This is a genomic window from Streptosporangium lutulentum (genome assembly GCF_030811455.1).
Taxonomy (GTDB): domain Bacteria; phylum Actinomycetota; class Actinomycetes; order Streptosporangiales; family Streptosporangiaceae; genus Streptosporangium; species Streptosporangium lutulentum.
The window spans coordinates 6,912,958-6,937,794 of the sequence record NZ_JAUSQU010000001.1; the positions used below are offsets into that span (position 1 = coordinate 6,912,958).

The following is a 24,837-nucleotide window of genomic DNA, read 5'->3' on the forward strand; positions in this document are numbered from 1 at the left end:
CGGACGGGTCATAATACAAGTCTGATTACTCCATTAAAGGACGGCATAAATGGAAACGGAACAGGCACCGGCAGGGATCGATCCGACCGTTCCAAGCGTTGCCCGCATCTATGACTACCTTCTCGGCGGTAAGGACAATTTCGCCTCCGATCGGGCGGCGGCCGACAAGCTCATCGAGCTCACGCCGAATGTCAGGGAGGGCGTCCAGGCCAATCGGCGTTTCCTCAGCCGTGCCGTGAACCTGCTGGTGGAGGCGGGAGTCCGCCAGTTCCTCGACATCGGCGCCGGCCTGCCCACCCAGGAGAACGTGCATCAGGTGGCCCTGCGCGTGGCACCCGACGCCCGTGTCGTCTACGTCGACAACGACCCGATCGTGCTCACCCACGGACGCGCCCTTCTCGCGGACAACGGGCAGACCATCGTCGTGGACGGCGACCTGAGAGATCCCAAGGCCATCCTCGATGACCCGCGGATCCGCGAGCACATCGACTTCGACCAGCCGGTGGGCCTGCTCATGCTCGCCGTGCTGCACTTCATCCCCTCCGACGACGTCGCCCAGAGCGTCGTCACGACCCTGCGGGACCATCTGGCTCCCGGCAGCGGCATGGTGATCAGCCACCTCTCCTTCGGAGACCTCGACGAGGACAAGCTGCGCGAGGGCCGCGAGCTCTACACCCGTACGTCCGCGGGTTCCGCGACGCCCCGTCCCCGGGCGGAGATCCTGCGCTTCTTCGACGGATTCGAGCTCGTGGAGCCCGGCCTGGTGCCCACCGAGGACTGGCGTCCGGAGACGGACCTGCCCGCCCTTCCCCGGCTCCCCGGCGTCAACGGATACAGCGGCGTGGGTCTGCTCCGTTAGACGTCCGTGGTGGCGGGCCTTCCCCACAGGCGGCGCAGGAAGGCGGTGGTGGCCTCGGCCGCCTGGGTGACGTGGGGTTCCACGTCGTACAGATCGATGTGCCGGTCGCAGTCCAGCCAGACGATCTCCTTGTCCCCGCCGGTGTTCTCGTACAACTCCGCGGCGAGGTCCGGCGAGCAGTAGGCGTCGGCCTTCCCGTGGACGACGAGAAGGGGCGTGTCGGCGAGCAGCGGCGCGGCGCCGAGCGCGTCGAAGGTCATCAACGAGTGGAGCGATCCTCTCGTCACCCGGCTCTCCCAGTGTGACGAGGCGGATCGGGCCGTGCCGTAGTAGGCGTACGGCTCGTCACCCCCCATCGCGGCCTCGCCTCCGGACGGGGCCACCACCGGCAGATACTCGTCGTAGCGGTCCAGGAACGATGCGAGTGCCGCCCGGTAGGGACCGTGTCCCATCTGCCGGGCGAACCACGCCGGGCTGTTGTAGGCGCCGGCGATGCCCGCCACGGCCTTCACCCTGGGGTCCTCCGCGGCCGCGCGCACCGCGTATCCACCCCCCAGGCACACCCCGACCAGGCCGATCCGGTCCGGGTCGACCTCATCCCGCGCCGCCAGCATGCCGACCGCCGCCCGCAGGTCGGCCAGCTTGCCCTGGCTGTCCTCGTGTCCCCGCCGGCCCCCGCTCTCCCCGAAGCCGCGGTGGTCGAGGGCGAGGGTGGCGAAGCCGTCCCGGGCGAGCCGGTCGGCGTACACCCCGGCGACCTGGTCCTTGACGCCGGTGAACGGCCCGGTGAGGGCGACGGCGGGCACGGGCCCGCCGGCCTCGGGAAGCCGGAGCGTGCCGACCAGCTCGACGCCCTCGCTGACGAATCTGACCTTCTCCTCGCGGATGCCTCCGCGCCCACGGTCGTCCATGTCCTCATCCTTCACGTGTTCGGTCGGGTGTTCAGGCGGGCACGGCCCGCGCGGCCAGTTCCGTGGCCACGGCATCGGCGCCCAGGCCGATCAGCCAGGCCAGTGGCGCGTCCGGCAGGAAGCGGGTCATCACGTCGGTCAGTTCCCGCTTCTGCGGGTCGGTGAGGGTGGCGGCGCCCCCGGCGATCCTCCGCACCGCCTCCCGGTACATCAGCAGATACCGTCGCTGCTCATCCAGCAGTGCGCGCCCCCGCGGCGCACCGTGGCCGGGATACAGCCGCACGCCGTTCAACTCTCCGGTCAACCGGTCCAGCGCGTCCAGCCACCGGCCGGTGTGCCCGTCGGCGGTGTAGGAATGCACGCCGTCGAAGGCGAGGTCACCGATGAAGGCCTCCCGCCGCGAACCCGCGTGGACGAGAAGGTAGGAGTCGGCGTGGCTCTCCGCCGCGCCGAGACCGTGCACCTCGACGCGCAGCCCGCCGACCTCCACGACCTCTCCGGACGCCAGGGGGTGGTCGGGAACCCGATACCGGTCGGGCCACTCGTCGCCGTAAAGCGGCTGCCACTGCTCCCGCTTCGGCAGCGCGATCTCACCGATCGTCTCCGCGACGGCGGCCGTGGCGTAGACCGGCACGTCATCGCCCGCCACGTAGGGCAGGCCGTTGAAATGATCGGGGTGGGCGTGGGTCACGAACGCCGCCAGCAGCGGCTTTCGCAGCGCGGCCAGCCGTGCGGCCAACGCCCGCGCGTCCGACACGAGCAGGTTGGCGTCCACGAGGACGACCCCGTCCTCGCACTCCAGCAGATAGCTGTTGGCGAAGATGCCCGGCTCGGCGGCGGTGTAGGGGTGAACTCTGAGATCGGTCATGGTGGGGGGACCCCTTCGGCGCGTATCGTTGATCTCGACGCTAGGCGGGGCCGGATTCACTGACCAGAAGGCACCTTTCGGTGCCCATGCCCGGCCGGCGGCCGGGGCGACGAGGAGGTCTGATGGCGCTGGTGATCCCGGACGTGCTGGAGGAGAGCTGCTCGACCCGGCAGGCTCTCGAACGGCTGGCCGCGAAGTGGCGGGTGCTCGTGATCTACGCGCTTCTGGCCGGCCCGCAACGGCACGCCGAGCTGCGCCGCCGGTTGCCCGACATCACGCAGAAGGTGCTGACCGAGACGCTGCGCGGGATGGAGTCCGACGGGCTGGTCGAGCGGCGGGTCCTGAAGGAGACCGCACCGCAGCACGTCGAGTACTCCCTGACCGCCCTGGGAAAGACCCTGCAGGAACCGCTGGCCGCGATCTGCGACTGGGCTGCGGCACAGGCCGCCTCCCGCTGACCCCGGTGCTCTTCGCGCGAAACGTCCCGGCCCCGGGCTCTCCGCCTTTCCCGTTCCGGCCCGCGGCGGGTGCCGGAGGGGAGGGCGGACGCACGGCCGGACGACCTCCGCGCGTCGAGTCACGGCCGTACGGCCAAAAGACCGAAAGATCCGCGCCAATAATCCCGCAACGCCGCAAAAATCCCATTCACCCGGCCGGGAGCACCGCCTAGGCTTTGTACGGAACGACACTCCGCGAGCGCGTCACGCGACGGCCGGTGACGGCCGCCGGGACGCTCCAGCCGGATGGCGCGGGGACGGGGAAGCCCGGCCTGGCAGGTCGATCGCATCGAACCTCACCGTTTGATCCGTTGCCATGTGACGAAATACACCGACAAGCACCCCAAACGATTGATCTATGGAGTATTAAGTGCAAATAGGCGTGAACGTCCCCAACTTCGGTCCGGGCACCAATCCGGACACGCTAGAGCGGTGGGCGCTGGTCGCCGAGGGGCTCGGCTTCGACCTGCTCATGGTGTCCGACCACGTGACGGTGACTCCCGACGTCGCCACGCAGTATCCGGCGCCGTTCTACGAGCCGTTCACCACGCTCGCGTGGCTGGCGGGCATCACGAAGCGGATCCGGATCGGCACCACGGTCCTGATCATGCCGTACCGGCATCCGCTGCTGACCGCCCGCATGGCGGCGAACCTCCACCTGCTCAGCGGGGGAAGGTTCGTCCTCGGCGTCGGCGTGGGATGGGCGCGGCAGGAGTTCGAGGCACTGGGACTGCCGTTCCAGCGACGCGGCGCGATGACCGACGACTACCTCGCGGCGGTGCGCGCCCACTGGAACCAGGACGTCGCCGAGCATCACGGGCCGTTCGCCGACTTCACCGACGTCCACACGACGCCCCGGCCGTCCGGGCTGCCGATCTGGATCGGCGGCAACAGCGGCGCGGCCATGCGCCGCGCGATCCGGTACGGCGACGCCTGGCATCCCATCAGCTTCACCATGCCCTGGTTCCGGGAGGCACTGACCCGCCTGCGGGCCGAAGGGCAGGTCGCCCTCGCCCCGCGGATAAAGCTGCGCATCACCGACACGCCTCTCACCGCCGAGGACCGGCCGGCGGGCGAGGGCACGCTCGATCAGGTCCGTGCCGACCTGCGGGAGCTGCGGGACCTCGGCGCCGAGAGCGTCGTCCTGGACCCGTTCGGCGGCGACCCCGAGGAGACCTTCCACCCCGAGCGTCACTGGAGCGATCTGGCCACCGTCGCCGCCGCCCTGAAGGAGTAGGGCGTCACACGCCGGCGGCCTCGGCGAGGTCGCCGGAGATGTCCGGGCTCACGACGCGCCCGGTCCGGTCGATACGCCGGAACGTCATCGATAACGGAAGCCGTCGAGGAAGCGCCGGAAAACCCCGCCGATCCGGGGCAGGGGCGGGGCCGGAGGCGGCGCCACCGAGCGTTGCCGGGCGATGGGCCGGTCGTAGTCGGTCCGCACGATGGCGTCGAGAGCCTGCTGCTCGTCGAAGTCCTCGGACCCTTCGATGACGGGCACGAAACCGACCAGCATGCCGTTCCGCATCACCTGGGCTTCGAGGCCCGCCGTGCCGTCGGTGTCCCATTCCGCCTCACGCCCGTCGGGCAGTGACACGCGTATCCCGAACTGATACACGCCGACCCTCGCCAGCTGGGCGTTCACACCACGCTCGCGCAACGCGTCAACGATCCGTCGTGCCCGGTTCTCTTCCACCTCTCCCAAGATAGCTCCGCCGGAGCACATCCGCTTTCATGATCATGACCGAACGCGGCCGACGCCGATCACCAAGCCGCTGACACCTTCCACTTCGAACCTTCTGCGATGTAACACATTCGAAATGTAGGCATAACGCCCGTAATGCACCCTTCTGTGTGATCATCCCTGTGTGATCATCGTTTTCTCGGGCTCCGCCTCCGAGATTGGGACCCACCTAAGGACGTGCGCGTCATGAATCGTTCTGGTTTCCGACCTGGATTACGCCGTCTAACCTCTCGCACCAGCGTGTACGCCACCTCGCTCGCCACCGCCATGGCTCTGGGCACGGTGGTGCTGACCTCTCCGACCGAAGCGGCGACCGGCAACAAGCCTCCGTTCTCCATCGACCTGGAGACGGCGACGGTCACGCAGCTGCAACAGGCCATGAGTTCGAGGAAGATCACCTCCGAGTGGCTCGTCAACGCCTACATCGAACGTATCCGGGCGCTCAATACCCACGGCCCCGGCCTGAACGCCGTCCGGGTGCTCAACGACGACGCTTTGAACGAGGCCAGACAGGCCGACAAGGACCGCAGCAGGGGCAGGGTCCGCGGCCCGATGCACGGCATTCCCGTGCTGGTGAAGGACAACACCGACATCAAGAAGTTGCCGACGACCGCGGGCGCGCAGGCATTGGCCGACTCCTATCCCGCGGACGACGCCTTCCTCGTCAAGCGACTGCGGGCCGCGGGAGCGGTCATCCTCGGCAAGACGAACCTGACCGAGTTCGCGAACTTCACCACGGCGGGGATGCCGTCCGGATACAGCGGGCTCGCCGGACAGGTCCTCAACCCCTATGACGTCAGCCAGACCCCGAGCGGATCGAGTTCGGGCTCCGGCGCGGCGGCGGCCGCCTCCCTCGCCGCGGTGACCATCGGCACCGAGACCTCGGGCTCGATCCTCAGCCCGTCGGTGGCCAACTCGCTCGTCGGCGTGAAGCCGACCGTCGGGCTGGTCAGCCGGACCGGAATCATCCCGATCGCCGCGAGCCAGGACACGGCCGGACCGATGACCCGTTCCGTGTACGACGCGGCGGCGCTGCTGACCGCGATCACCGGCATCGACCCCGAGGACCCGGCGACCGCGACCAGCAAGGACGTCGTCGGCACCGACTACACGGCGGCGCTGTCGAAGGACGCGCTCAAGAACGTGCGGATCGGCGTCGTCGGCACGCCGACGGGGAACCAGGGCGCCGCCTTCACCAAGGCCGTCGATGTGCTGCGCGCCCAGGGCGCCACGGTCGCCCCGGCGACGGTGGACACGAGCGGGCTGCCCGCGAGCATCCTCAACTACGAGTTCAAGCGCGACCTGAACGCCTACTTCGCCCGGCTTCCCGCCCGCGCTCCCATGAAGACGCTGGACGACGTCGTGCGTTTCAACCTCGCCCACGCCGGCGAGGGATCGATGAAGTTCGGCCAGACCCTGCTGGAGACCTCGAACAACATCAATCTGGACGACCCCGCGACCAAGGCCGCCTACGAGGCCGACCGCGACAACGGCATCTCCGGTTCCCGCCAGCGCATCGACTCGGCCCTGCAGGCCGGCGACTTCGACGCGCTCGTGTTCGTCGGCCCCGGCTCGGCGGGCATCGGCGCGCGGGCGCAGTACCCCTCGGTCGCCGTGCCCATCGGGTACGACCCGGCCAACGGCCGGCCGTTCGGCATGACCTTCCTCGGCACGGCCTACACCGAGGCCAAGCTCCTCGCCTACGCCTACGCCTACGAGCAGGCCTCACACGAGTGGCGCCCGCCGTCGGTGATCAACCCGTCCCTGTTCCGCTGCGCCCAGCCCGGCAAGCAGCCGCGAGACTGCGCGCCCTGACCCTGTGATCCCTGATCCCGCCTCGCACCCACCTTTTCCGGGTGGGCGCGAGGCGGGATCCGCCGTTTCCATATCGGTACGGCGGGCCGGTACGAAATTACTCACCAGTAACTAAGTAGCCGCGCTCATGACCCGAGGACAAATCGTCCCGACGATGGGGTACATGACACGACAGGTGAAATCCACTACGACGACTGCTTTCTACGTTCAAGCCGTCATCTCGTTCGGGCTGGCCGTGACGGCTCTCACGATCGGCATCACCTATCTCCCGGTGAACGCCTGGGTCCGATCCTTCATGGGGCTCGGGCTGCTCTACGTGGTGACGTCGACGTTCACGCTCGCCAAATGCGTCCGCGACCGGAACGAGGAGGCCACCGTCGTCAGCCGGGTCGACCAGGCCAGGCTGGACAAGCTGCTGGCCGAGCACGACCCCTTCAAAACCGACTGACCCCGGGCTCGCGGGAGGCCGCCCCTCCGTCAGGCGTCCGCGGGGAGTCCCCACGCGCCCGCTCGAACCGAGGCCGGACGGAGCCGACCTGCCGTCACGGCGGAGCACGATGCACGTTTAACCGTCCCCAGGATGGGATGAAATCTCCCAGGTACACTGTAATTCCTCACCGTCCCGGGCTGCCGAATCTGCATACCCGGCAGGACGGAGGGAACGCCCGCCCTGTGAATCGCGGGTCTAAGGAGACTTCCATGCCACCCGAGGGTGTTAACACGCTCTCCATCTCGTCCGGCGTGCACGGGACCGCCCTCGTTATCCGGGCGATCGGAGAGCTCGACTACGACTTCGCACCGATCTTCCGGAGGAGGATCACCCAGATCTGGAGCATGAGCGCCGGCGACCCGTCACCGCTCTCGTCCGAGCTTCTGACTCCGCCCTCCGGCGCGTCACCGCTCTCGCCCCCGCCCGAGACCCCCTCACCGCTCTCGTCCGGGATCTCGTCACCGCTCTCCCCCGCGACCCCCTCACCGCTCTCCCCGGAAAGCCCGTCACCGCTTTCCCCCGCGACGCCGTCACCGCTCTCCCCGGAGACCCCCTCACCGCTCTCCCCGGAAAGCCCGTCACCGTTTTCCCCCGCGACTCCCTCACCGCTCTCCCCGGAAAGCCCGTCACCGCTCTCCCCCGAACCCCCGGTGACACCGGCTCCCCTCTCAGCGGGGCCCGCGCCCCCGCTTGAGGCGCCGTCCGGCATGCCGATCCAGGCCGGGACCGTGCCGTGGCTGATCCTCGATCTGACGGAACTCACCTTCTGCGACTCCACCGGAATCGCGGAACTGCTGTGGATCCTGCACAGGAGCCAGGAGACGGGGACTCGCCTGGTTCTGGCCGGGGCAAGCCGGACGCTGCGCCACATGCTGACCACCACCGGGCTGCTGCCCTACTTCACCATGTCCGCCTCCGTGGAGGCCGCCCTGGAAGAGGGAGAGATCCAGGCCTCCTGAGGGAGGAGCTCCGGGGCGGCTGAGAACTACCGGGGAGCGGGCGGACAGCGGTACCGCTCTCCGGCGTGGAACGAGCTCTCGATCAGGGATCAGTGCCGTCGGAGCCTCCACAAGGCTCGCATATCGGGTCACCGCCACCGCGGAAAATCTTCCTCGAAGAAGTCGTGAGACGTATGTCGCCAAAAAGCACTCGTTGGCATGACAAGTGCGTCAATATCTTCTTACTGGGAAAATCCACTAGCCCTTGAAAGTGGGGTCCCGATGCGAAAGATACCGCCTCGGATGACCGCGGAGTCCCTGCCCGAAAGGCTGGACGAGCTGCCCGTCGAACCCAGGGAATTCCTTGCCCTCGTCTCCGTGGACTTTACCGGGACATATCAGGTATACCTCGCGGCCAAGGACGAACGCATCAAAATGACCCGGCTCTCCATGAGCCTGCTCGGCGCCCCCTTCGCCGCCGCGATCGCGCTGGTCAGCGCGAAGGTGGTCAGCCCGGTCGCGCTGACCACCTGGGACGCCGTACCCGCGTATCTGTTCGCGACGGTCGCCGGGTTCGGGGTGCTCAACGTGCTGCCCTTCCTGCGGCTGATCGAGGCGGTCAACGCGCACATGAGGACCGCACGGGCCCTCAACAACTTCCGCCTGCTCTACGTCGTCCAGCTCAAGGATCACCTCTCAGCCCTCGGCTGGACCCCCAACCTGCCGGTTGACCCCCGATACCCGGAAACCTACGCGCCACTGGCCTGGCCGGGGATCAACGTGATGATGCTGGCCCTGGTCAACAGTTCCTACATCGCGATCGGCGTGCTCGGCCTGATCGGGGCCGAGCCCACCGCGGCCCTGATCCTGGTGGTCATCGGACTGCTCGCGCTGATCCACTATTTCGTCTACTACGTCCGCGCCAATGTCTCCCGGCAGCGCCGGCTCCCACACAATCCTTTCCATTTTCCCAACGTGGAGACCTGAATGCCCGACCTCCTCAGATTCGCGTCTTGTGGGGAGACGTGGATCTGGCTGATGCGACATGTGAAGGACAACGGCGGGCCCGCCGAGGACGACCGGGGCCCGATCATCGAAGCCTCGGCGGTGCTGTTCGAGATCACCGGGCTGACCTGGGACGATCCGGTCCTGAAATCCTACGGCGACGCGAGGAAGATCCCGCTGTACGCCAGCAAGTTCACCGAACGGACGATCGTGCCGCCGTTCAAGTACAGCTACGGCGGGCGGCTCCGCCAGGCTCTCGACGTCGACCAGCTCCGCTGGATCACCGATGTGCTCCGCGCCAAGCCGTACACCAAGAGTGGCTGGATCTCGCTCACCGTCCCCGGCGAGGCTCCCAACGCGGTTCCCTGCCTGACCGGTCTGGCCTTCCGGCTCCGCTCCGGACGGCTGGTCATGACCGCCGCCTTCCGCTCGCAGAACGCGTTCACCGCCTATCTGAACTACGTGCCACTGCGTAGTATCCAGAGCGAGGTCGCCGGTGACCTTGGAGTGAGCTGTGGGTCAATGAGGGTCTTCGTCGACGTTCCTCACATCTACGTCGCGGACGAGGCGATGGTCGAGAAGATCCTCCAGCTGTCGGAGCACGATGGGCTCGGCGAGGGAGAGTCGACACCAGGTCCTGCTCGTCGATCTCGACGGGACCGTGGTCGACTACGCCCAGACTGAGCGTCTGGCCCTCCACGAGATCCACCGCCGGTTCTTCCGTACCGGCCGGGCCGAGTTCCTGAGACAGTTTCACGCCGCCAACGAACCGCTCTGGGCCGCCTACCGCGAGCACCGGATCACCCTCTCCGAGCTGCGACTGGAACGCTGGGCGCGGATGGGCGCCCAGCCCCGGGTGGCCTCCGCGTTCGAAGACGCGCTGGGGCGCAACGTGACCCTCTTCTCCGAGGCCCGCGCCGCCCTGCGCCGGCTGTCACGGAGGTTCCGGCTGGCCCTGGTGACCGACGGCATCGCCCACGTCCAGCGGGCCAAGCTCAGCCGTACCCGGATCGGCGGGTTCTTCGAGCACGTGGTGATCGCGCCCGAGGTGGGGCTGCGCAAGCCCGACGGCGAGCTGCTCCACCACGCTCTGAACCTGCTGGAGGCCAAAGCGGACGACGCCCTGATGGTCGGCGACTCTCCGGTGAGCGACGGCGGCTGCGCTGAGGCCGCGGGCGTGGACTTCTGCTGGGTGAACCGCACCGGAGCGTCCCCCACCCCCGGCATCCCCGTTCACCGCACCGTCGCCGACCTCGGCACCGTCTAGAACCGTCGCCACGCGGTGAAGTCACCGCGCAGCGAAGCCACCGCGCTATGGAGTCACCGCACAGCGGAGCCGCGCCGTGGAGTCACCGCACCGTGGAGACGCCGCACGGTGCCTTCATGCGGTGACGACAACTTGCAGAGAGTTCTCTGCGGAGAACCCTATGCAGAGGACTCTCTGCAAGGTATCGTCATCGTCATGATCGATGACCCCCAAACCACTCCCGAAGATGCCAAACCAACCCGTCTCATCGATGCCCGCAGCCTGCGCGGGCTGGCGCACCCGCTGCGGGTGAGACTGCTCGAACTGCTGAAGCTCGACGGCCCCGCCACCTCCACAGGACTCTCCGAGCGGCTCGGCGAGAACACCGGAACCGTCAGCTGGCACCTGCGCCACCTCGCCGAACACGGCTTCATCGAGGAGGAGACCGGACGGGGCACCAAACGCGAGCGCTGGTGGCGGGTGGTGAATCAGCCGAGCGTGCTGAACACCGTCGATTTCCGCGACAACCCCGAGACCCAGGGCGCGCTCTCGGTCTACCTGCACGAGCTGGTGAACCAGCAGTTCAACCGGGTCATCAACTACATCGGCGAGGACTGGGCCGACGAATGGCGCAACGTCGGCACCCTCTCCGCCTGGAGCGACCTGCGGATGACCCCGGCCCAGCTCAAAGCGCTGAACGAGGAACTGACCGCCGTCGTCGAGCGCCATCTCCCGGCACCGGGCGCGGAGTCCGACCCGGACGCGGAGCCCGACCCGGACGCGCTGCCCATCATCGTGCAGCTCCAGTCGTTCCCGCGGAAGGAACGCGACACCAGATGAGCAACAGCACACGCGGTGGCCTGCTCCGTCGCCACCGCGATTTCCGGCTGCTCTGGTGCGGCGAGACAGCCGGCAAGTTCGGCGCCTCCGTCACGGGTGTGGCGATGCCGCTCGTCGCGGTCTCCACCCTGAACGCCGGCACCTTCGAGGTCAGCCTGCTGAGCGCCGCCTCGTGGCTGCCCTGGCTGATCATCGGTCTTCCCGTCGGCGTCTGGGTGGACAGGTTCCGCCGCAGGCCGATCATGCTCGCCTCGGCGGCCGTCTCCTTCCTGCTGTTCATCGGGGTCCCGATCTCCTCGTGGTACGGCCGGCTGAGCATCGGCCTGCTGCTGGCCGTCACGCTGCTGGCCGGCACGGCCGCCGTGTTCTTCCAGACCGCCTACAGCGCCTATCTCCCCAGCATTCTGGAGCCCGCCGACCAGTCCGAGGGCAACGCCAAGTTGCACGGGAGCGCGTCCGCCGCGCAGATCGCCGGACTCGGGGCCGGAGGTCTGATCGCGCAGGTGGCGGGCGCGGTGAACGGACTGTTCGCCAACGCCGCGACGTTTCTCGTGTCCCTGCTCTGCCTGTCGGGCATCCGGCACCGCGAACCCCCCGTCGCCAAGGTCGAGCGTCCCCCCAGGGCGCTGGTCAGAGAGGTCGGCGAAGGTCTGCGGCTGGTCGCCCGCGATCCCTGGTTCCGTACGCTGACGCTCTTCGGGGCCGCCTCCAACCTCGCGCTGATCGGCTATCAGTCGATCCTGGTGGTCTTCCTGGTCCGAGACGTCGGCCTCGATTCCGGCGCCGTCGGCGGACTGATCGCGGCCGCCAGCACCGGTGGCATCGCCGGGGCGTTCGCCGCCCGCCGGGTCGCCGCCCGGATCGGCACCGCCCGCGCGACGCTGTTCTTCGAACTGGGTCTCCCCGTGTTCGCCCTGCTCATCCCGCTCACCGTCGGCGGCGCGGGACTGCTTCTGTACGTCGTCGGCAGCTTCTGTGTCTCCGCCGGGGTGGTGGCCGGAAACGTCATCAAGTCAAGCTTCCAGCAGGCGTACTGCCCGCCCGCCCTGCTCGGGCGGCTCACCGCGAGCGCCGCGTTCCTCAACTACGGAACGATCCCGCTCGGCGCGCTGCTGGGCGGCGCCCTCGGCACCGCCCTCGGAGTCCGCCCGGCGATGTGGATCATGACGGCGGGGGTCCCGCTGGCCGCGCTGATCCTCTACTTCTCCCCGATCCGCCGGGTCCGGGACCTGCCGGCGTCCTCCATGGAGGAGACGCCCGAGCCCACGGTGGAGCCGGAGGATCAGTCCGGAATGCTCCTGACGCGCGTCGAGGCCGGGTCATAGAGGGGTTCGGCGGTGACCGTGGCCTCGGTCCACGCACCGGTGATCCCGACCTCGACGCGGTCGCCGGGCGCGGTCCCCGCCGGCAGGTAGGCGTAGGCGATCGAGCGGTCCACGCGATGGCCGTACCCGCCGCTGGTCACCCGCGAGGCCGGTCGGCCTCCGACCCTGACCGGCTCGCCGCCGAGGCACACCTGGCGGGGGTCGTCCAGGACGAGGCAGACCAGGCGCGAGGCCGGGGTGCCCGCGGCGGACGGGCTCGGGGAGGAGTGCCGGGTGGCCGCCTCGAGCGCGGCCCGGCCGAGGAAGTCCTTGTCCCCGGCCACCGCGAAGCCCAGGCCGCCCTCGTACGGGGTGGTCTCCGGGGTGACGTCCAGCCCCCAGACCCGGTAGCCCTTCTCCAGGCGCATCGAGTCGATCGCGCGATACCCGGCCGGTCGCATGCCGTACGGCGCGCCCGCCTCCATGAGCGTGTCCCACAGCGTCAGCCCGTACTCCGACGGGCAGTACAGCTCCCAGCCGAACTCGCCCACGAACGTCACCCGCTGGGCCAGCACGGGGACGTTTCCGACGCTGATCTCCCTGGCCCTCATGTAGCCGAAGGTCAGGTCGTCGCCGGAGACGGAGCCGAGGATGTCGAGCGCCCTCGGGCCCCAGAGGCAGTAGCAGGCGTGGGCCGAGGTGACGTCCCGGACGTCGAGGCCGTGGCCGCGGAGCCAGGCGGCGTCGTGGACGCCGAAGGCGGTGCCGGTGACCAGGCGGAAGCGGTCCTCGGCCAGGCGGGTGACGGTCAGGTCGGCCTCGATGCCGCCGCGCTCGTTCAGGAGCTGGGTGTAGACGATCGAGCCGACGGGCCTGTCGAGCTGCCCGGCGCACACCCGCTGCAACCCCGCCAGGGCAGTGGGTCCCGACACCTCCAGCTTCGAGAACGACGTCTGGTCGAACAGTCCGGCCGCGTCCCGCGTGGCCAGGCACTCCTGCCGGACCGCCGAGGACCAGACCCTGCCCGCCCACCCCTCCGGACGCGCGTCCTGCGACGGGCCCGCCTCCTGTGACGGGCCTGACTCCTGCGGCGGACCCGCCTCCGGTGAGGGACTCGCGTTGGACTCGAACCAGTTGACCCGCTCCCAGCCCGACTTCTCGCCGAAGACCGCGCCCAGTTCCGCGTGCCGTACCCACGCCGGGGAGCGGCGCAGCGGCCGGGCCGCGGTGCGTTCCTCGCCGGGGTAGACGATGTCGTAGTACTTCGAGTAGGAGTCCAGCGCCTTGGCCCGCGCCCACGAGGCGGAGCGGGCGTGGCCGCCGAACCGGCGCAGGTCCATGCCGAACACGTCGTACTCGGGCGAGCCGTCCACGATCCACTCGGCCATGACCTTGCCGACGCCGCCCGCCGCCGCCAGCCCGTGGACGCAGAACCCCGCCGCCGCCCACAGGCCGCGGACCGTGGTCTCGCCCAGCAGGAACTCTCCGTCCGGGGTGAACGCCTCCGGCCCGTGGACGACCTTCGCGATCGGGGCCGCGCCCAGCGAGGGGACTCGCCGCGCCGCAGACTCCCACGATTCTTGAAATTTCGGCATATCAGCGGGGAACAGCGTCCGGGGCTCCTCCAGCGGGCGAGCCGTGTCCCAGATCTCCGGTGTCCTGATATATCCCCCGACCAGGATCCCGCCGCCTTCCTCCCGGAAATAGACGATGTTGTCCGGATCCCGGACCGTGGGCGTCGACGCGGGAACGCCGAACGACTCGGTGACGACATACTGGTGTTTGATCGGCACGACCGGGATGTCCACCCCGGCCAGCCTCCCGACCCGCCCGCTGGCGGCCCCCGCCGCGATGACCACGGTCCCGGCCCGGACCGACCACTCCTCGGCCCCCGACGCGAGGCGCACCCCGGAGATCTCGCCGCCCGCGACGTCGAGCCCCACCACGCGGGTCCCGGTGAAGATCCGCACGCCCAGCGTCGACGCCCCGGCCGCCAGCGCCCTGGCCAGCAGCGCCGGATCGAGCCAGCCGTCACCGGGGAGCCAGAGCGCGGCGCGCACGTCGCCGACGTCGAGCAGCGGGAGCATCTCCCCCGCCTCCGCCCCGGAGAGCACCTCCAGTCCGAGGCCGTAGGTCTCCCCGGCCCCGGCCAGCCGCAGCGACTCCTCCACCCGTTCGGGCGTGGTCGCCAGGCGCAGCCCGCCGACCCCGTGCCAGCCGGGATCCAATCCGGTCAGCTCGGCGAGCTCGGGATAGAGCCCGGCCGAATACATAATCATCTTGGTCTGGGTGACGGTCGAGCGGAGTTGTCCCACGAACCCGGCCGAGTGCCAGGTGGTCCCCTCGGTGAGCTCGTGCTGCTCGACCATGATCACTTCGGTCCAGCCGAGCCTCGCCAGATGATAGGCCACGCTGCACCCGGCCACCCCGCCGCCGATCACGACGGCGCGCGCGGAGTCGGGAAGTTTCAAGGTCTGCAACCCCTCTGTAACAACCTGTACTCAGAATCTGATCAATGGTACGAAGGTAGGCCAAAGGAGTGCTGTATGCCAGATGCTCTCGCTGCCATCCGAAAATGGGCCGGACAGCCCATAACCGAGACACCGATCAAAGGTGGGCTCAGCCACCGGATCGCCCGGCTGGACGCGGCCGACGGACAGCGATGGCTGCTGCGAGTGCTCGATCCGCGGGTCTCCGAAGCGGGCCTCGGCATCCCCCTCGACCAGGAGATCTCCAACACGTTGCGCGCGGCCGACGCGGGGGTCGGCCCGGGGGTGCTGCACCGGATGCCCGGCGCCCTGCTGCTGGAGTATCTCGACGGGACCACGCTGAACGCGCACGCGGTGCGGACGCTCACCGGTCCCATCGCGGCCGCCTGCCGCCGCCTTCACGCCGGTCCCCGGTTCGTCAACGACTTCTCCATCTTCCGCAAGCTCGACCAGTTCCTCGACCTCTGCCATACCCACGGGCTCCCGACGCCCGAGGGTTACGAGGACCTGCTGCCGGTGGTGGCCGAGATCGAGCGCGCGCTGGCCGCCGATCCGCTCCCCTCGGTGCCGTGCCACAACGACCTGCTGCCGGAGAACTTCATCCGGTGCGGCACCGAGATCAGGATCGTCGACTACCAGCTCTCGGGGAACAACGACCCGTCCTTCGAGCTGGGTGACATCGCCGCCGAGGCGGACTACGACCCGGACCTGACCCTGCGCCTGGCCCGCGCCTACTTCGGCCGGGACGAGCGGCGGCTGACCTCCAGGGTCCGGCTCAACCTCATCATGTCCAACCTGACCTGGACCCTCTGGTTCGCCGTGCACCACGGGCTGCTGAGGGAGCAGGCGGCCGACGCCGACTTCGACTACGACGCCGAGGCGGCCGACAAGTTCGAGCAGGCCGTACGGGATCTGGACGACCCGGAGTTCGGGCTGCTCATCGATGACGTCCGAGGTTCGCGCCCCGGATCTTCACCCCCCGCACCACCAAGGAGGCTTGAGTGACCAAGCCAACACCGGTCGACGACGACACCAGACGACTCGCCGAACTCGGTTACAAGCAGGAGCTCTCCAGAACCTGGAGCGGCTTCTCCAACTTCGCCATCTCCTTCTCGATCATCTCCATCCTGGCCGGGTGCTTCACCACCTTCGGCCAGGCCTGGAACAACGGCGGTCCCGTCGCCATCTCGTGGGGCTGGCCGCTGATCTCGATCTTCATTTTGATCATCGGTCTGTGCATGTCGGAGCTGGTGTCGGCCTATCCGACCGCCGGCGGCATCTACTGGTGGGCCGCCAAGATGGGCAGGCCGATCCACGGCTGGTTCACCGGGTGGTTCAACCTCATCGGCCTGATCGCGGTGACGGCCTCGGTCGACTACGGCTGCGCGACCTTCCTGAACATCACCCTCAACCGGTTCTTCCCCGGCTGGGACCCCACCCTGACCAACGCGTTCATCCTGTTCGCGGTCATCCTCGTGCTGCACGGCCTGATCAACGTCTTTTCCCACCGGCTGATCGCGACGCTGCAGAACGTCTCGGTGTGGTGGCACGTGTTCGGCGCCGCGGTGGTCGTGCTGATCCTGGTCTTCGGCCCCGACTCGCACCAGTCGATGTCGTTCGTCTTCACCGAGACGATCAACAACTCCGGCTTCTCCGACTCGTCCTACTGGTTCTACGTGCTGCCGCTCGGCTTCCTGCTGACCCAGTACACGATCACCGGGTTCGACGCGTGCGCGCACGTGTCGGAGGAGACCCAGGGCGCCTCCACCGCCGCCGCCCGGGGACTGTGGCAGTCGATCTTCTACTCGGCGATCGGCGGCTGGGTCCTGCTGCTGGCCTTCCTGTTCGCCGCCACCGACGTGAACGCGGTCAACGACGCGGGCGGCTTCGTCGGCGCCATCTTCGACAGCGCGCTCCCCGGCAACCTGGCCACGGCGATCTTCGCGATCTCCACCATCGGCCAGTTCTTCTGCGGGATGAGCTGCGTGACCTCGATGTCCCGGATGACCTACGCGTTCTCCCGGGACGGCGCGATCCCCGGCTGGCGCCTGTGGTCGAGGGTGGACGCCAACCGGACCCCCGTCAACGCGATCGTCTTCGGCTGCACGGCCGCGCTGATCCTCACCCTGCCCGCGTTGTACGAGGCCCCCGGCGGCTTGCCGCTGGCCTTCTACGCGGTCGTGTCGGTGGCGGTCATCGGCCTCTACATCGCCTTCGCGATCCCGATCTGGCTCCGGCTGCGGATGGGCGACCGGTTCCAGCCGGGTCCCTGGACGCTGGGGGCGAAGTACAAGGTCATGTGCTGGATCGCCATCGTCGAGATCGCCGTCGTCTCCGTCTACTTCATCATGCCGCTGGTCCCGGCCGCCGTGCCGTTCAGCGCCGACTTCACCTGGACCGCGGTCAACTACGCGCCGATCGTGGTCGGCGTGATGGTGCTGGCCGTGGGCCTGTGGTGGGCGCTGTCGGCCAGGCACTGGTTCACCGGCCCGCGCCGTACGGTCGACGCGGCCGACGCGGCCGACTCGGCCGGCCCCGCGGACCAGGCCGGAATGGAGACGATCGGCTGAGCGGCTCCGGCCACGACGTGACCGGCCCGCTCCCCGAGAGCGGTCAGCTCGCCTCGAAGGCTCCCGCCACCGCCGCCCGGACCCGGTCCATGGTGGCGGCGGCGGGGGCCTCCCTCCCCATGGAGGTCATGTCGACGTCGGGCATGCCGCAGGCCACCGCCCAGTCCCACGGGGTCAGGTCGCCGTCGACGTTGAGGGCGAACCCGTGGCTGGTCACGCTGCGGCTCTGCCGCATGCCGATCGAGGCGATCTTCCGGCCCGTCTCCTTCGTCCACACTCCGGTGAGCAGCTCGGAGCCGGGCGGGGTGTCGCGGCGCTCGGCCGGGACGCCCAGCCCGTCGAGCGCTTCGACGAGCCTGAGCTCGACCTCGCGGACGTAGTCGACGATCCCCTCGTCCTCGCCGAGCTTGACGATCAGATACCCGACCAGCTGGCCGGGGCCGTGGTAGGTGAGCTGACCGCCGCGGCCCGTGCTCAGGACGGGGATGCCGTGGGAGGGGTCGGGCAGGTGCTGCTCCAGCGTGCGCCTGCCGACCGTGTAGACCTGTGGGTGGCTGAGCAGCCAGAGCGTGTCGGGTCGCTCGTCACGCTGCCGCAGGCCGACCAGGTCGGCCATCCGCTCCATGGCCTTCTCGTAGTCGACCAGGTCGTCCTGGATCAGGGACAGGGGTCGTTGCCTCATGCCCACCAGCTTATTTTCAGTACTGGGCTGCGGGCGCCTTGGGCATGAAGATCCACAACAGGACGTAGGCGACCCAGAGCGGACCCGGGATGAGCGAGAACAGCAGCCACAGCACCCGGACAATCGTGGGCGGAATGCCGATGCTGTCCGCGATCCCGCCGCAGACGCCGGCGATTATCTTGTGGTTTCTGGAACGGTGCATGTTTCCTCCCCGAATCGATGTTCTTCATCCCGTCCAACGTATGGCGGAGAGGCTCCCGTTCCCTCGGCATCCCTGAGAAAACCCTGACAGGGTCGGGGCCGTGGCCATTTCCTGACACTTGGTGCGAGGACATCTATACGGAGGCGGGTGCTACCTGTACGTTCCGCTTTGTACCTGTAGGGATTTCTCCCTGCGTTCCACCCCAAGGAGCGTTATGCGCCTGAATTTACGACGCAGCATGGTTCGGACCGCCGCCCTGGTCACAGCCATCGCACTCCCCCTCGCCTTCACCCCACCGGCGAGCGCGTCCAGCATCGATGTCTCCGACGTTCTGGCCAACGTCTTCGCCACGCAGATCAAGGGCTCGAACGTCAAGAAGCACCTGGACCGCTTCCAGGAGATCGCGAACGCCAACGGCGGCAACCGCGCGGCGGGCACGCCCGGCCATGAGGCCTCCCTCGCCTACGTGCAGGACAAGCTCCGCAAGGCGGGGTACAAGACCTCCACGACCAACGTCGAGTTCCCGCTCGGCTGGGAGGAGCTCAGCCCCTCGGTGCTGCAGCAGACGGCCCCCGAGGCGAAGACCTACGCCAACCCGGCCGACTACGTGACCGTGGTCTCCTCCGGCGCGGGCGACGTCACCGCGCAGGTCCAGGGCGTCGACCTGATCCTCCCGCCGCCGCCGGTCTCCAGCTCCACCTCGGGCTGCGAGACCGCCGACTTCGCCGGGTTCGTCCCGGGCCGGATCGCACTGCTCCAGCGCGGCACCTGCCCGTTCGTGGACAAGGCCACCAACGCCAAGGCGGCCGGCGCGTCCGGAGTGATCTTCTTCAACGAGGGTCAGCCGGGCCGTACCGACCCGCTCCTCTTCGACATCGTCGAGTGGCGCTTCGGCTTCCCGATCGTGATGGCGAGCACCGCCGTCGGCCAGGACCTGGCCGACAGCCCGAACACGACCGTGCGCCTGAAGGTGGACGCCAAGACCACGATCGGCCAGAGCAAGAACCTCATCGCCGAATCCCGGTGGGGCAGGTCCGACTCGGTCGTCATGGCCGGCGCCCACCTGGACGGCGTGCACGAGGGCGCCGGCATCAACGACAACGCCTCGGGCAGCGGCGCCATCCTGGAGACCGCGCTCAAGCTGGCCAAGGTGCCCACCAAGAACAGGCTGCGCTTCGCCTGGTGGACCGCCGAGGAGCTGGGGCTGCTCGGCTCCGACCAGTACGTCGCGGGTCTCTCCGCCGCCGAGCGGAACAAGATCCGGGTCTACCTGAACTTCGACATGATCGCCTCGTCCAACGACGTCAGCTTCATCTACGACGGTGACGACTCCGACGCCGAGGGCGCGGGCCCCGGCCCGGTGGGCTCCGCCCAGATCGAGAAGCGCTTCGAGCGGTTCTACAGCCAGCGCCGCCTGCCGTCCAAGGGCACCGACTTCACCGGCCGCTCCGACTACGGCGCCTTCATCGCGAACGGCATCCCGGCGGGCGGGCTCTTCACCGGCGCCGAGGGCGTCAAGACCGCCGAGGAGGCCGCCGTCTTCGGCGGCACGGCGGGCATCGCCTACGACCCCTGCTACCACGCCGCGTGCGACGACATCAACAACATCAGCACCGCCGCTCTCGACCGCAACTCCAAGGCCGTCGGCTACGCCACCGCGTACTACGCCTACGACCTCTCCTCCATCCCCGCCCGCACCACGGCGGCCCTCTCCAAGGTCGCCGCGGCGCCCGCCTCGCGGGCACCCGAAGGCGCGGCCTTCTAAAAGCGCACCACCACGCTGTACGGCGCGCACCCCCGCCAGGGAGTGCGCGCCGCTCGGGGACCCCCCACCCTCCCGACCCGAGGAGCATGATGCGCAGTCCGTGGACCATTGGCATGGCAGTGATCCTGGCCATCCCACTGGCACTCACCGCACCGACAACGGCAGCGTCGGCCGCCGTCCCACCGGACATCTCCCTGACCGCCGTGAAAGCACACCTGACCCAGCTCCAGTCCATCGCCACCGCCAACGGCGGCAACCGCGCCCACGGCCGCCCGGGGTACCTCGCCTCGGTCAACTACGTCAGGGGCCTGCTGGACGGCGCCGGGTTCACCACCACCCTCCAGCCGTTCACCTACAGCGGCGCGACCGGCTACAACCTCATCGCCGACTGGCCGGGCGGTGACCCGAACGACGTCCTCATGGTCGGCGGGCACCTCGACAGCGTGACCGTGGGGCCGGGCATCAACGACAACGGCTCCGGCAGCGCCGCGATCCTGGAGACCGCGCTCGAGGTCTCCCGCCAGGCGCTGGCCCCGACCAAGCACCTCCGTTTCGCCTGGTGGGGAGCAGAGGAGCTGGGCCTGCGCGGCTCCCAGTACTACGTGAACAACCTCCCCGCCGCCGAGCGAGCCAGGATCAAGGGCTACCTCAACTTCGACATGGTCGGCTCGTCCAACCCCGGCTACTTCCTCTACGACGGCGACAACTCCGACGGCACCGGTTCGGGCCCCGGCCCGGCGGGCTCGGCGCAGCTGGAGGCGACGCTCCAGAGCTACTTCTCCTCGATCGGCGTGCCCACGCGGGGCACCGACTTCGACGGCCGTTCCGACTACGGGCCGTTCATCAGCGTCGGAATCCCGGCGGGCGGCACCTTCACCGGCGCGGAGGGCATCAAGTCCAGCGCTCAGGCCACCCTCTGGGGCGGTACGGCGGGGCAGGCGTTCGACCCCTGCTACCACCGGGCGTGTGACACCACGTCGAACGTCAACGACACCGCGCTCAACCGCAACGCCGACGCGATCGCCTACTCGGTGTGGACGATAGCCACGGGCACTCCGCCCACCCAGCCGACGACGGTCTACTCCGACACCTTCGAGACGGCGACCGGCTGGACGGTCAACCCGGGCGGCACCGACACCGCCACCCTCGGCGCGTGGGAACGCGGCGACCCCGCGGCGACCACCTCCAGCGGCGCCAAACAGCTCGGCACCACGGTCAGCGGCACGAACGACCTGGTCACCGGACGCCTGGCCGGCACGGCCGCCGGAGACTACGACCTCGACGGCGGCACCACCAGCGTCCGCTCACCCGCCATCACCCTGCCGACCGGCACGCTGAACCTGTCGTTCTCCTGGTATCTGGCACACGGCTCCAACGCCTCCAGCGCCGACTTCCTGCGGGTACGGGTCGTCGGCTCCACCACCACCCAGGTGTTCCAGCAACTCGGCGCGGCCTCCAACCGCAACGGCGCCTGGGCCACGGCCACCGCCAACCTCTCCGCCTTCGCCGGGCAGAGCGTCCGCATCCTGATCGAGGCCGGCGACGCCTCCGGCGCCTCCCTGGTCGAGGCCGGAATCGACGACGTCAAGATCACTCGGTAGCCGGGCACCAGGTGCGGCCCGCGTCCCCGAGAACGCGGGCCGCAAGCCCGGGCGGCCGGGCGCCGGCCGCACCCGATGACGACGTGCGACACGGCTCCCGCCTCCGTTCGCGAGGCGGGAGCCGTATCCGGGAGATCAGCGCGTGAAGTAGGAGGTGATCGTCCCGTCGGGGGCGACGGATCTCTTCACCTTCGACTCGGGCTCATCCCACCGCTGGACGGAGACCTCCCAGTTTCCCGGCTCGGACTTCAGCGTCCGGAGGAGCTGCTTGGCCTTCGCCGCCCCCGTCTGAAGGTCCCGCATGAAGTCCACCTCGCTCGGGACCTGATCGCGCCGGACCACCGCGACCAGGACTCCGCCCCCGTTGGCCTGGAACTCCCACTTCGCCGGTTTGGCCCCGCAGGGCTGGGCGACGGCGAGCACGCCCTCGCTCGCCCAGATGAACGCGTACATGTCCTCGCCCTCGCACCTGACGTAGACCTGACCCGGTCCGTCCACCACGGTCTTGACCGAGAATCTCTTTTTGGTCTCGGTGAAGTAACCGCCTCTGACCGAATGGCTGTTGGGCAGGCCGGCCAGGTTCCGCTCGCCCTTCGTCGCGAGCGTCGTGCCGCTGTACAGGCAGATGTCCGGCGAGCAGGACCGGGTGGAGACGCCACCGTCGTGGATCGCGATCTCCCAGAGGCCTGATCCCGTCCTGGCCTGTGCCAGCACCCGGTCGAAGTCTTCACTGGAGAGCTCCTTCTCCGCCGTGATATCCGCCGGAACCTGTGAGTCCGGCACGGTGAACACCTCGACTTTGGCGGTGATTCCCTCCTTCGTTCCTTCGAGCCTGCCGATCGCGTGCCTCCCAAGCGCCTGCTCGTTTCCGCATCTGCTGTGATCGATCTGGTCACCGAAACGCACGAAGGCCTGGACCGGACCGGCGCAGCTCACCCGGTAGGACGTCCTGTCGCTCCTCGGGGTGAAGGAGATCGTCTCTGCCTTTCCCACGTTCTCGAAGCGCGCGCCCGCCAGCCGTACCCCCTCTCCCTCCGGTTCCCGCACCTCGGCCGCGATCCGCGCGTCCGTCACCCCGCCGCCGGGCAGCGGCACCGGCGTCAGGACCGCCACGACCGCCAGCGCCGCGACCGCCGTCCCGGTGGCGGCCCACCTGCGCCGGCGCCGGATTCTCCGGCCCCTCGCGATGATCTCCTCCAGCCGGGCGGTGCCCCCGCCGCCGCCCTCGCTGTGCTCGGCGAGCGTTTCCTTGAGGTCGTGCTCGGTGTGGCTCATCGCTCCGCTCCCGTCATCGCCTGAATCCCCTGATCGACCCTGAGCCGGGTGAGAGCCCTGCCGAGCTGGCTCTTCACCGCCCCGACCGAGCACCCGAGCACGTCGGCCACCTGGACGAGGGGCATCTCCTCGAAGTAGTGCAGGACGACCACCGCGCGCTGACGACCCGACAGCGTGCCGATCGCCGTCCACAACGTGTCCCGGTCGCCGATGTCACTCGTGAAGTCCCTCGCGATCGCCTGGTCCGGCAGGACCTCGGTGGGGACCTCCCCCCGCCAGCGCCGCCGCCACCAGGAGGCGTGCGTGTTCGCGATGATTCGGTAGACGTACGGGTCGGGGTCGCCGTCGATCCGCCGCCAGACGGTCCAGGCCTTGGCCAGCGCCGTCTGCACCAGGTCCTCGGCGATCGCCCAGTCCCGGGTGAGGAGGTACGCCGTTCTTCGCAGGCGCTCGTGGCGCTGCGCGACGTACTCCGTGAAATCGGTCATCCTTACCTCCGCCTCGGCACTCCGAGGATGACTACCGGTGAGGCGACCGGTTCGGTTCACAGCGGCGCCGAATCTTCTTCGTCCTGGAGCCGGGCCATATCGTCTCAGCGGAAATCCGACCCGTCCGATCGCGGGAATATCGCGGGACGGTGGTCATGCTCACCCGCCGTCCGGAGCCGGCGAAATCCCGGCCCCTTGATCACAGAAATATCCACAGAAGAAGACAAACATCCATTAGGGTCATTCCGCGCCCTCACCCGACGCGAACCGCGTTTCACACCCACCTCATGCGGACCGCGTCACGCTCGACAGCCTCAACCGAATGGCCGAGTCACAGGCGTCCTATCACTCCGCTAGCCTCGCCTAGTCACGTACGTGCTGGTATGGAAGGTGCATAAGTTGATCGGCTGGTTCGAAGCGGTGGTCCTCGGGCTCGTTCAGGGATTGACGGAATTCCTGCCGATCTCCTCCAGTGCCCACATCAGGGTCGTATCGGCCCTGGCGGGCTGGCAGGACCCCGGAGCCGCGTTCACCGCGGTGATCCAGCTCGGCACCGAGGCCGCGGTGGTGATCTACTTCCGCAAGGAGCTCTGGGAGATCATCTCCACCTGGGTCCGGGCACTGTGGACCCCCGCCCTTCGCAGCCACCACGCGGCCCGGATGGGCTGGTATCTGATCGTCGGCACCCTCCCGATCGCCATCCTCGGCCTGGCCTTCAAGGACTCCATCGAAACCGCCTTCCGTGACCTGCGCCTGATCGGCACCACGCTGATCGTCTTCGGCCTGATCCTCTGGTTCGCCGACCGCACCGCCCGCAACAAGCTCACGCTGCAGAAGAACCTCAGCTTCACCCACGCGCTGGTCTACGGCTTCGCCCAGTCGCTCGCCCTGATCCCCGGCGTCTCCCGCTCCGGTGGCACCACCAGCGCCGGTCTGCTGCTGGACTACCGTCGCGAGGAGGCCGCGAAGTACTCCTTCCTGCTGGCCATCCCGGCCGTGCTCGCCTCCGGCCTCCTGGAACTGTTCGAGATCGGCGAGGGCAAGGCCCCCGACTGGGGTCCGACGATCCTGGCCACCGTGATCTCGTTCATCGTGGGCTACGCCGCGGTGGCGTGGTTCCTGAAGTACATCAGCACCCACCGCTTCACCGGCTTCGTGATCTACCGGATCGCCCTGGGCCTCCTCATCATCGGCCTGGTGGCCTTCGGCGTCCTGACCCCCAACGCCTAGACCTCTCAGCGGTCCCCC

At 68.8% G+C, this 24,837-nt stretch carries 24 protein-coding genes; 16 read left to right on the top strand and 8 right to left on the bottom strand.

The window, feature by feature from the left end; genetic code table 11:
* Positions 1 to 49 precede the first annotated feature (49 nt).
* Positions 50 to 859: an SAM-dependent methyltransferase gene (locus J2853_RS30730; RefSeq protein ID WP_307564037.1), complete on the top strand. Its 810-nt coding sequence runs from the start codon at positions 50 to 52 to the stop codon at positions 857 to 859.
* Here the strand turns inward: J2853_RS30730 and J2853_RS30735 are convergent.
* Both J2853_RS30735 and J2853_RS30740 read right to left on the bottom strand, forming a co-directional pair.
* Positions 856 to 1,770, bottom strand: a complete 915-nt coding sequence (locus J2853_RS30735; RefSeq protein WP_307564039.1) for an alpha/beta hydrolase — start codon at positions 1,768 to 1,770, stop codon at positions 856 to 858. The genes J2853_RS30730 and J2853_RS30735 overlap by 4 nt on opposite strands.
* Before the next feature lie 31 nt (positions 1,771 to 1,801).
* Entirely contained in the window at positions 1,802 to 2,638 is an 837-nt protein-coding gene (locus tag J2853_RS30740; RefSeq protein ID WP_307564041.1) for an MBL fold metallo-hydrolase, read from the bottom strand.
* A gap of 122 nt (positions 2,639 to 2,760) precedes the next feature.
* Between J2853_RS30740 and J2853_RS30745 the strand changes: the two genes are divergently transcribed.
* Positions 2,761 to 3,096: a winged helix-turn-helix transcriptional regulator gene (locus J2853_RS30745; RefSeq protein WP_307564043.1), complete on the top strand. Its 336-nt coding sequence runs from the start codon at positions 2,761 to 2,763 to the stop codon at positions 3,094 to 3,096.
* A 409-nt stretch (positions 3,097 to 3,505) separates the two neighbouring features.
* Entirely contained in the window at positions 3,506 to 4,372 is an 867-nt protein-coding gene (locus J2853_RS30750; RefSeq protein ID WP_307564044.1) for a TIGR03619 family F420-dependent LLM class oxidoreductase, read from the top strand.
* Between the two features lie 84 nt (positions 4,373 to 4,456).
* Here J2853_RS30750 and J2853_RS30755 read toward each other — a convergent pair whose 3' ends face one another.
* Entirely contained in the window at positions 4,457 to 4,831 is a 375-nt protein-coding gene (locus tag J2853_RS30755) for a hypothetical protein (protein WP_307564046.1), read from the bottom strand.
* A 288-nt stretch (positions 4,832 to 5,119) separates the two neighbouring features.
* Here J2853_RS30755 and J2853_RS30760 point away from each other — a divergent pair, with 288 nt between their 5' ends.
* The 8 genes from J2853_RS30760 to J2853_RS30795 all read left to right on the top strand — a co-directional run bounded on the left by J2853_RS30760 (position 5,120) and on the right by J2853_RS30795 (position 12,538).
* The gene (locus tag J2853_RS30760) at positions 5,120 to 6,694 is read left to right on the top strand and encodes an amidase family protein (protein WP_307564048.1); all 1,575 of its coding nucleotides are present in this window, start codon (positions 5,120 to 5,122) and stop codon (positions 6,692 to 6,694) included.
* A gap of 163 nt (positions 6,695 to 6,857) precedes the next feature.
* Positions 6,858 to 7,142, top strand: coding sequence for a YiaA/YiaB family inner membrane protein (locus J2853_RS30765; RefSeq protein ID WP_307564050.1), 285 nt, complete (start codon positions 6,858 to 6,860; stop codon positions 7,140 to 7,142).
* A 251-nt stretch (positions 7,143 to 7,393) separates the two neighbouring features.
* Positions 7,394 to 8,143, top strand: a complete 750-nt coding sequence (locus tag J2853_RS30770) for an STAS domain-containing protein (RefSeq protein ID WP_307564051.1) — start codon at positions 7,394 to 7,396, stop codon at positions 8,141 to 8,143.
* 282 nt (positions 8,144 to 8,425) lie between these two features.
* Positions 8,426 to 9,109, top strand: coding sequence for a hypothetical protein (locus J2853_RS30775; protein ID WP_307564053.1), 684 nt, complete (start codon positions 8,426 to 8,428; stop codon positions 9,107 to 9,109).
* 51 nt (positions 9,110 to 9,160) lie between these two features.
* Positions 9,161 to 9,811, top strand: a complete 651-nt coding sequence (locus J2853_RS30780) for a thymidylate synthase family protein (protein ID WP_307564055.1) — start codon at positions 9,161 to 9,163, stop codon at positions 9,809 to 9,811.
* Positions 9,732 to 10,394 (top strand): HAD-IA family hydrolase, encoded by a 663-nt coding sequence (locus J2853_RS30785; protein ID WP_307564057.1) that lies wholly within the window; start codon positions 9,732 to 9,734, stop codon positions 10,392 to 10,394. The genes J2853_RS30780 and J2853_RS30785 overlap by 80 nt, the downstream gene beginning before the upstream one ends.
* A gap of 195 nt (positions 10,395 to 10,589) precedes the next feature.
* Entirely contained in the window at positions 10,590 to 11,213 is a 624-nt protein-coding gene (locus J2853_RS30790; RefSeq protein ID WP_307564059.1) for a winged helix-turn-helix domain-containing protein, read from the top strand.
* On the top strand, positions 11,210 to 12,538 hold the full coding sequence (locus tag J2853_RS30795; RefSeq protein WP_307564061.1) for an MFS transporter: 1,329 nt from the start codon (positions 11,210 to 11,212) through the stop codon (positions 12,536 to 12,538). Before J2853_RS30790 ends, J2853_RS30795 begins: the two co-directional genes overlap by 4 nt.
* Here the strand turns inward: J2853_RS30795 and J2853_RS30800 are convergent.
* A complete protein-coding gene (locus J2853_RS30800; protein ID WP_307564062.1) occupies positions 12,496 to 14,988 on the bottom strand; it encodes a GcvT family protein in 2,493 nt (830 codons plus the stop codon). The genes J2853_RS30795 and J2853_RS30800 overlap by 43 nt on opposite strands.
* A 75-nt stretch (positions 14,989 to 15,063) precedes the next feature.
* Between J2853_RS30800 and J2853_RS30805 the strand changes: the two genes are divergently transcribed.
* Positions 15,064 to 16,011 (top strand): phosphotransferase family protein, encoded by a 948-nt coding sequence (locus tag J2853_RS30805; RefSeq protein ID WP_307564064.1) that lies wholly within the window; start codon positions 15,064 to 15,066, stop codon positions 16,009 to 16,011.
* The gene (locus J2853_RS30810; RefSeq protein ID WP_307564066.1) at positions 16,008 to 17,576 is read left to right on the top strand and encodes an amino acid permease; all 1,569 of its coding nucleotides are present in this window, start codon (positions 16,008 to 16,010) and stop codon (positions 17,574 to 17,576) included. The genes J2853_RS30805 and J2853_RS30810 overlap by 4 nt, the downstream gene beginning before the upstream one ends.
* 43 nt (positions 17,577 to 17,619) lie before the next feature.
* On the opposite strand, the gene lipB is transcribed toward J2853_RS30810, so the two are convergent.
* Positions 17,620 to 18,258, bottom strand: a complete 639-nt coding sequence (lipB, locus tag J2853_RS30815; RefSeq protein ID WP_307564068.1) for a lipoyl(octanoyl) transferase LipB — start codon at positions 18,256 to 18,258, stop codon at positions 17,620 to 17,622.
* A gap of 16 nt (positions 18,259 to 18,274) precedes the next feature.
* Positions 18,275 to 18,460 carry a PspC domain-containing protein gene (locus tag J2853_RS30820; protein ID WP_307564070.1) on the bottom strand — a complete coding sequence of 62 codons (186 nt, stop codon included), beginning with the start codon at positions 18,458 to 18,460 and terminating at the stop codon, positions 18,275 to 18,277.
* Positions 18,461 to 18,674: 214 nt separating this feature from the next.
* Here J2853_RS30820 and J2853_RS30825 point away from each other — a divergent pair, with 214 nt between their 5' ends.
* Positions 18,675 to 20,225 (top strand): M28 family peptidase, encoded by a 1,551-nt coding sequence (locus J2853_RS30825; protein WP_307564072.1) that lies wholly within the window; start codon positions 18,675 to 18,677, stop codon positions 20,223 to 20,225.
* Positions 20,226 to 20,338: 113 nt separating this feature from the next.
* A complete protein-coding gene (locus tag J2853_RS30830; protein WP_307564073.1) occupies positions 20,339 to 21,826 on the top strand; it encodes a M28 family peptidase in 1,488 nt (495 codons plus the stop codon).
* A 135-nt stretch (positions 21,827 to 21,961) separates the two neighbouring features.
* On the opposite strand, the gene J2853_RS30835 is transcribed toward J2853_RS30830, so the two are convergent.
* On the bottom strand, positions 21,962 to 23,101 hold the full coding sequence (locus tag J2853_RS30835) for a hypothetical protein (RefSeq protein ID WP_307564076.1): 1,140 nt from the start codon (positions 23,099 to 23,101) through the stop codon (positions 21,962 to 21,964).
* Entirely contained in the window at positions 23,098 to 23,589 is a 492-nt protein-coding gene (locus tag J2853_RS30840; RefSeq protein WP_307564077.1) for a SigE family RNA polymerase sigma factor, read from the bottom strand. Before J2853_RS30840 ends, J2853_RS30835 begins: the two co-directional genes overlap by 4 nt.
* A 402-nt stretch (positions 23,590 to 23,991) precedes the next feature.
* Here J2853_RS30840 and J2853_RS30845 point away from each other — a divergent pair, with 402 nt between their 5' ends.
* Positions 23,992 to 24,819: an undecaprenyl-diphosphate phosphatase gene (locus tag J2853_RS30845; protein ID WP_442480524.1), complete on the top strand. Its 828-nt coding sequence runs from the start codon at positions 23,992 to 23,994 to the stop codon at positions 24,817 to 24,819.
* Positions 24,820 to 24,837: the final 18 nt, after the last annotated feature.

What these genes read in the sequence shown, in the direction of transcription:
- J2853_RS30730 (WP_307564037.1), top strand. Translation starts at nt 50, where the DNA reads ATGGAAACGGAACAGGCACCGGCAGGGATCGATCCGACCGTTCCAAGC.
- J2853_RS30735 (WP_307564039.1), bottom strand. Translation starts at nt 1,770, where the DNA reads ATGGACGACCGTGGGCGCGGAGGCATCCGCGAGGAGAAGGTCAGATTC.
- J2853_RS30740 (WP_307564041.1), bottom strand. Translation starts at nt 2,638, where the DNA reads ATGACCGATCTCAGAGTTCACCCCTACACCGCCGCCGAGCCGGGCATC.
- J2853_RS30745 (WP_307564043.1), top strand. Translation starts at nt 2,761, where the DNA reads ATGGCGCTGGTGATCCCGGACGTGCTGGAGGAGAGCTGCTCGACCCGG.
- J2853_RS30765 (WP_307564050.1), top strand. Translation starts at nt 6,858, where the DNA reads ATGACACGACAGGTGAAATCCACTACGACGACTGCTTTCTACGTTCAA.
- J2853_RS30770 (WP_307564051.1), top strand. Translation starts at nt 7,394, where the DNA reads ATGCCACCCGAGGGTGTTAACACGCTCTCCATCTCGTCCGGCGTGCAC.
- J2853_RS30775 (WP_307564053.1), top strand. Translation starts at nt 8,426, where the DNA reads ATGACCGCGGAGTCCCTGCCCGAAAGGCTGGACGAGCTGCCCGTCGAA.
- J2853_RS30780 (WP_307564055.1), top strand. Translation starts at nt 9,161, where the DNA reads ATGCGACATGTGAAGGACAACGGCGGGCCCGCCGAGGACGACCGGGGC.
- J2853_RS30785 (WP_307564057.1), top strand. Translation starts at nt 9,732, where the DNA reads ATGGGCTCGGCGAGGGAGAGTCGACACCAGGTCCTGCTCGTCGATCTC.
- J2853_RS30790 (WP_307564059.1), top strand. Translation starts at nt 10,590, where the DNA reads ATGATCGATGACCCCCAAACCACTCCCGAAGATGCCAAACCAACCCGT.
- J2853_RS30795 (WP_307564061.1), top strand. Translation starts at nt 11,210, where the DNA reads ATGAGCAACAGCACACGCGGTGGCCTGCTCCGTCGCCACCGCGATTTC.
- J2853_RS30805 (WP_307564064.1), top strand. Translation starts at nt 15,064, where the DNA reads ATGCCAGATGCTCTCGCTGCCATCCGAAAATGGGCCGGACAGCCCATA.
- lipB (WP_307564068.1), bottom strand. Translation starts at nt 18,258, where the DNA reads ATGAGGCAACGACCCCTGTCCCTGATCCAGGACGACCTGGTCGACTAC.
- J2853_RS30820 (WP_307564070.1), bottom strand. Translation starts at nt 18,460, where the DNA reads ATGCACCGTTCCAGAAACCACAAGATAATCGCCGGCGTCTGCGGCGGG.
- J2853_RS30825 (WP_307564072.1), top strand. Translation starts at nt 18,675, where the DNA reads ATGCGCCTGAATTTACGACGCAGCATGGTTCGGACCGCCGCCCTGGTC.
- J2853_RS30830 (WP_307564073.1), top strand. Translation starts at nt 20,339, where the DNA reads ATGGCAGTGATCCTGGCCATCCCACTGGCACTCACCGCACCGACAACG.
- J2853_RS30835 (WP_307564076.1), bottom strand. Translation starts at nt 23,101, where the DNA reads ATGAGCCACACCGAGCACGACCTCAAGGAAACGCTCGCCGAGCACAGC.
- J2853_RS30840 (WP_307564077.1), bottom strand. Translation starts at nt 23,589, where the DNA reads ATGACCGATTTCACGGAGTACGTCGCGCAGCGCCACGAGCGCCTGCGA.